Source organism: Craterilacuibacter sp., from assembly GCF_051659485.1.
GTDB lineage: Bacteria > Pseudomonadota > Gammaproteobacteria > Burkholderiales > Chromobacteriaceae > Craterilacuibacter.
The window spans coordinates 1-5,165 of the sequence record NZ_JBOFOO010000165.1 but is presented as its reverse complement, the minus strand read 5'-3'; the positions used below and the strand labels follow the sequence as shown (position 1 = coordinate 5,165).

The 5,165-nt window shown below is 58.3% G+C and carries 8 protein-coding genes; 7 read left to right on the top strand and 1 reads right to left on the bottom strand.

Features of this window, described 5'->3' with window-relative positions:
* Together ACRC1E_RS05765 and ACRC1E_RS05760 are read left to right on the top strand one after the other, a co-directional pair.
* A partial coding sequence (locus ACRC1E_RS05765; RefSeq protein WP_438514157.1) for a methyl-accepting chemotaxis protein occupies window positions 1–845 on the top strand: 845 nt, incomplete at its 5' end.
* A gap of 93 nt (window positions 846–938) precedes the next feature.
* Window positions 939–1,685, top strand: a complete 747-nt coding sequence (locus tag ACRC1E_RS05760) for a HesA/MoeB/ThiF family protein (protein WP_438514156.1) — start codon at window positions 939–941, stop codon at window positions 1,683–1,685.
* A gap of 3 nt (window positions 1,686–1,688) precedes the next feature.
* On the opposite strand, the gene moaC is transcribed toward ACRC1E_RS05760, so the two are convergent.
* Window positions 1,689–2,171: a cyclic pyranopterin monophosphate synthase MoaC gene (moaC, locus tag ACRC1E_RS05755; RefSeq protein WP_438514155.1), complete on the bottom strand. Its 483-nt coding sequence runs from the start codon at window positions 2,169–2,171 to the stop codon at window positions 1,689–1,691.
* Between the two features lie 61 nt (window positions 2,172–2,232).
* On the opposite strand from moaC, the gene mobB reads away from it, so the two are divergent.
* The 5 genes from mobB to ACRC1E_RS05730 form a co-directional block, all read left to right on the top strand.
* Window positions 2,233–2,736 (top strand): molybdopterin-guanine dinucleotide biosynthesis protein B, encoded by a 504-nt coding sequence (gene mobB, locus ACRC1E_RS05750; RefSeq protein ID WP_438514154.1) that lies wholly within the window; start codon window positions 2,233–2,235, stop codon window positions 2,734–2,736.
* Window positions 2,733–2,981, top strand: coding sequence for a MoaD/ThiS family protein (locus tag ACRC1E_RS05745; RefSeq protein WP_438514153.1), 249 nt, complete (start codon window positions 2,733–2,735; stop codon window positions 2,979–2,981). The genes mobB and ACRC1E_RS05745 overlap by 4 nt, the downstream gene beginning before the upstream one ends.
* A 1-nt stretch (window position 2,982) precedes the next feature.
* Entirely contained in the window at window positions 2,983–3,450 is a 468-nt protein-coding gene (locus ACRC1E_RS05740) for a molybdenum cofactor biosynthesis protein MoaE (RefSeq protein ID WP_438514152.1), read from the top strand.
* Complete coding sequence (mobA, locus tag ACRC1E_RS05735) at window positions 3,447–4,061, top strand: molybdenum cofactor guanylyltransferase MobA (RefSeq protein WP_438514151.1); 615 nt, start codon at window positions 3,447–3,449, stop codon at window positions 4,059–4,061. Before ACRC1E_RS05740 ends, mobA begins: the two co-directional genes overlap by 4 nt.
* On the top strand, window positions 4,054–5,165 hold a 1,112-nt coding region (locus ACRC1E_RS05730), incomplete at its 3' end, for a molybdopterin molybdotransferase MoeA (protein ID WP_438514150.1). The genes mobA and ACRC1E_RS05730, both read left to right, overlap by 8 nt.

Below are 5,165 nucleotides of genomic sequence, written 5' to 3'. Positions count from 1 at the left end.
GGGCTGTCAAGGCTAATACGCATGAATTGCTTGATGCTGCACGAGGCTTGACTACCGTGTCGGAGCGGGCTGCGCATGCGGCTGACCAGCAAAGTGCATCCTCCAGTCAGATCGCCGCTGCGATTGAGCAGATGTCCGTGGGGATTGCATCGGTGAGTGACAATACCGAATTCAATTTACATGCAGTACATGCCATGGTGTGTAGTGTCGAGGAAGGCCGTGTGCGCATGTCACAGACTTCACTAGCCATACGTGGCACGGCCAGTGCGCTGGAGGAGGGTGGGCGTATGGTGTCTGATTTGTCGGTGCAGTCGCAGCAGATCGGTAGCATCATTACGGCTATTCGTGACATCGCGGATCAAACCAATCTGTTGGCACTCAATGCCGCTATCGAGGCAGCACGCGCTGGGGAGAGTGGCCGGGGGTTTGCTGTGGTTGCCGATGAAGTCAGAAAACTGGCCGAACGCACCAGTCAGGAAACCCTTAATATTGCCACACTGGTGAATGCCATCGGACAAGGTACACAAGCGGCTTCTAATCAACTAAAGGCCGCACAGTTCGCGATGGATGAAGGTCTGACGCTAGTCGAATTGAGCACCGAAGATTTGGCGACTATTCGTCAACAGGCCACGGCATCCTCGGGTAAAAGTGAGGAAACCGCACTGGCCATGCGTGAACAGTCCAGTGCCAGTACCGATGTCGCTGTCAATATTAGTCGCATTGCCGAATTGGCCGAGGAGAATATGCTGCAGGTGACCGAGTCGGCGCAACTGGCCGCACGATTGAATCAGACTGCAGCAGAGCTGGTCTCTCAGGTCGACCGCTTTAGTGGTGTAGACGGATAAAACGCCGTCTTCGCCATTCGGCGTATTGTCCATGCCCGTGCCGGCATGAAACAATACGCTGTTTTTCTTGAAATAGATGGAAAGTTGTCTGGCATGGATGACCACGCACTGCTGCGCTATAGCCGGCATCTGTTATTGAAAGAAATTGACCTGACGGGTCAGCAAAAACTGCAGGATGCGCGGGTGCTGGTCGTCGGGTGTGGCGGTCTTGGTGCGGCGGCCATCCCGTTTCTGGCGGCATCCGGCATCGGGCGGCTGATTCTGGCTGACGACGATGTAATCGAACTGTCCAATTTGCAGCGTCAGGTACTGTATGGCGAAGCGGATCTTGGTCGTCACAAAGCCGAAGCGGCTGCGGACGCTGTGCGCCGTATCAATTCCGGCATACGCGCCGAGGTATTGACTCGGCGTTTGACTGCCTTGGATCTTTCGGGCTGGATGGCAGGGGTGGATGTGGTGCTTGATTGCTCCGACAATTACAGTACCCGGCAAGCAGTCAACGTGGCCGCCGTTGCCAGCAAAACACCGCTGGTATCGGGCGCTGCAGTGCGTTTTGATGGCCAGTTACTGGTTGTGGATGCGCGTACCGAGGGCGCGCCTTGTTATCACTGCCTGTTTGGCGGCGCGGAAGCTAGTGATGGCGCGTGCGCGGCATTTGGCGTTTTTTCGCCGCTAGTTGGTGTCATTGGGGCACAACAGGCGGTGGAAGCCCTTAAGCTGGTGATGGGGATAGGTCGCTCGCCTATCGGGCGGCTGATTACTTATGACGCGCTAAGTGCCAACTGGCGCGAGTTGCACTTTGGCCGCGACCCGGACTGCAGGGTGTGCGGCCAAGGCTGAGGTTTAGCTTTGCGCGGCGTGCCAGTGCCCGCTTTTGCCACCCTGTTTTTCCAAGAGACGAACCCCGCCGATTTGCATGCCGCGATCAATAGCCTTGAGCATGTCGTAAACGGTGAGCAGGCCGGCGTTGACGGCGCAAAGCGCTTCCATTTCTACGCCGGTGCGCCCCACCGTTTCTGCCGTTACCTGAATATGCAGACGATGATGCTCAACCTCGGGCATGAATTCAACTGCGACCCGGGTCAGAGCAATCGGGTGGCATAGCGGAATCAGATCGGCACAACGCTTGGCGCCCTGAATAGCGGCGATGCGGGCGATGCCGATTACATCACCCTTTTTGTTATTGCCTGCCAGCAGTTGCGCAAAGGTAGCCGGCAGCATGCTGATATGGCCGGTGGCAACCGCCACGCGCCGGGTTTCGTTTTTGGCACCGACATCAACCATATGGGCTTGTCCGGCGGCATCAAAATGGGTAAGTGCTGGCATGGTTGGCGCTTTTTTCGAGTAGCAAGATGCCGTATTCTAACCGTCATCGTATGGAGGTTGCATGGCAATTGTACTGGGCGTGGCCGGATTTTCCGGCTGCGGCAAGACTACACTGATCGAGGCCATGCTGCCGCTCCTGGCGGAGCGCGGCTTGACCGTCTCGGTCATTAAACATAGCCATCATGCGATCGAGTTCGACACGCAGGGCAAGGATAGTTACCGCCATCGCCGTGCCGGCGCGGCGCAGGTGATGGTGGTGACGCCAAAATCGTATGCTGTTTTTGCCGAAACAGCTTCGCAACTGGCCCTAGGTGCGCAGTTGGCACTGCTCGCGCCTTGCGATCTGGTCTTGCTGGAAGGCCAAAAATGGGCCGAAGTGCCCAAGCTGGAAGTCTACCGGCCGGCGCTGGGTAAGTCTGCCCTGTATATGACGGACAAACACGTCATTGCCGTCGCGAGCGATGTAGCACTAGTCGCACCTTGTCCGGTGTTGGATCTCAATCAAACCAACCAGATCGCCGACTTTATCATCCACTGGTGGCAACAACAGGTAAGCGAGACATGATCAAGATTCTTTACTTCGGGTTTTTACGTGAAGCCTTGGGGCGCGATGAAGAAATGCTGCCATGGGCTGACGGAAATAGCGAGAATTTGCTGACTTTGCTGCGCGCGCGTGGTGACGACTGGGCTGCCGCGCTGGCACCGGGCAAGGTGTTTCGTGTGGTGGTGGACCGGGAAATTCGCCATGGCACCGTCGAGATTCCGGATGGGGCCGAAGTCGGCATTTTGCCGCCGGTGACCGGAGGCTGATATGTGGCTGGATATTACGGTACGCAAAGCAGCTTTCGTGAGCGCTTACGAAGAAGAGCGCATTTTGGCCGAGGCGGGGGATGCCGGGGCGCTGGTGGGTTTTCAGGGACGGGTGCGCGGGCTGGATGCCGAATTGCCTTTGGCTGCGCTGCATCTGGAGCATTACCCCGGCGTGACCGAAGATGAAATTGCGCGTATTGCACAAGAAGCCGCAACGCGCTGGCCTTTGACGGCCTGCCGCATTATTCATCGTGTAGGGCGCTTGGGTGTCGGTGAAGGCATTGTGCTGGTGCTGGTTGCCAGTGCGCATCGCGAGGCGGCTTTTGCCGGCGCTGAATTTCTGATGGATTACCTGAAAACCCGCGCACCGTTCTGGAAGCGTGAAGAATTCATTGATGGCAGCCAGTCCTGGGTGGAGGCAAAAGCCTCGGACGAAACCGCAGCCAAGCGCTGGGATGGAAATACGTGATCGCCGGCTTATTGCTGGCCGGTGGTCAGGGGTTGCGCATGGGCGGGGTAGACAAGGGGCAGGTACGGCTTGCGGACAAGGCCTTGTCTTGGCATGTAGCCGAGCGCTTGCGCCCGCAAGTCGATGTGCTACTGCTAAGCGCCAATCGCTCGTTGGACGAGTATGCGGCCTTGGGGACTGTGGTAACCGATTTGCCCCGGTGGGCAGGGCAGGGGCCGCTGGCAGGGCTTGTCAGCGTGGAAGCCGCCTTGCCTTCCACCGTAAATTACCTGTTGGTGGTGCCTTGTGATATGCCCTGTCTGCCACGCGATTTGCTGTCCGTGCTGATGTCGGCTTTGCAAGCCGCACCGTATGCAGGGGCGGTTTATGCCGAGACCGCCGAAGGGCCCCAGCCTGTCATTTTACTGGCGCGCCGCACTGCGCTGGCTACCATCGTCAACAGCCTGAATGCCGGGCAGCGCGCCGTACGCCACTGGCTGGCCAGTATTCACGCTATCCCCGCCTATTTTGCGGATGCGGCTGCATTTGCCAATGCAAATGATGTAGCTGCTTTGGCTGCACTAGAAACTTATTTTTTAAAAACCTCCGCGACAGGACCCGAACATGCTTGATTATCACGCCGCACTTGCCCAGTTGCTTGCAAATCTGACGCCTAAAGAGGGGTGTGAGCAGGTTTCGCTGGCGCATGCGTCGGGTCGGCGTCTGGCTGAAAACTTGCTGGCGCGCTTTGACTCGCCCCAGTTCGACAATAGTGCCATGGATGGTTATGCCATCCATGATCCGGCCGGTGAGGCATTGCACTTCAACGTGGTGCATAGAGTCGCTGCGGGTGAAGTTGCGAACATGACCATCTCCAAAGGAGAGGCGGTGCGCATCTTTACCGGTGCGCCATTGCCATTGGGTACCACCGCTGTGGTGCCGCAAGAGGATACAACACGGGATGGTCACGTCGTTGCGCTGCATCAGCCTGCCAGAGTTGGGCAGCATATGCGCATGCAGGCGGAGGAGTATGCTGCCGGCGCGGTATTGCTGGCGGCCGGCACCTTGCTGGGGCCCGCTGCAATCGCTCTGGCTGCAAGTCAGGGTTACGCAGTTTTGCCGGTGCGGCCGCGTTTGCAGGTGACAGTGTTTTCCAGCGGCAACGAGCTGATCGAACCGGGTGGCGAATTAATGGCGGGCAAGATTTTCGACGCCAACCGCTACCAGTTGCTGGCATGGCTCTCGCGCTTCGAACTTGATGTGACCGATGGCGGCATTCTGCCTGACGATGCCGCCACGACCGGCGCTGCACTGGTGCAGGCGAGTCAAGAGAGTGATGTCATCCTGACTTCGGGTGGCGTCTCGGTGGGGGAGGAGGATCATTTGCGTGCCGCGCTGGAAGCTATCGGCGAAATAAGCGCCTGGAAACTTGCCATCAAGCCCGGTAAACCTTTTGCCTGGGGGCGTGCCGGGCGGGCGCATGTCTTTATGTTGCCGGGCAACCCGGTGGCAACCTTTGTGACCTTTCATCAACTGGTGGCACCGGCGCTACGCCGTCTTGCCGGCGATTCCGAGCCTTTGCCTCGTGCGATTAGCGTGCGTGCCGGATTTGTCAAAACCAAAGCCGAGCCGCGGCGCGAATTTCAGCGCGTGCGTCTGGTGAAAGACGGCGATGCTTATCGTGCGGAGCTGATCAAAGGGCAGGGCTCGGCCATGCTGTCTGCCTGCGCCGTAGC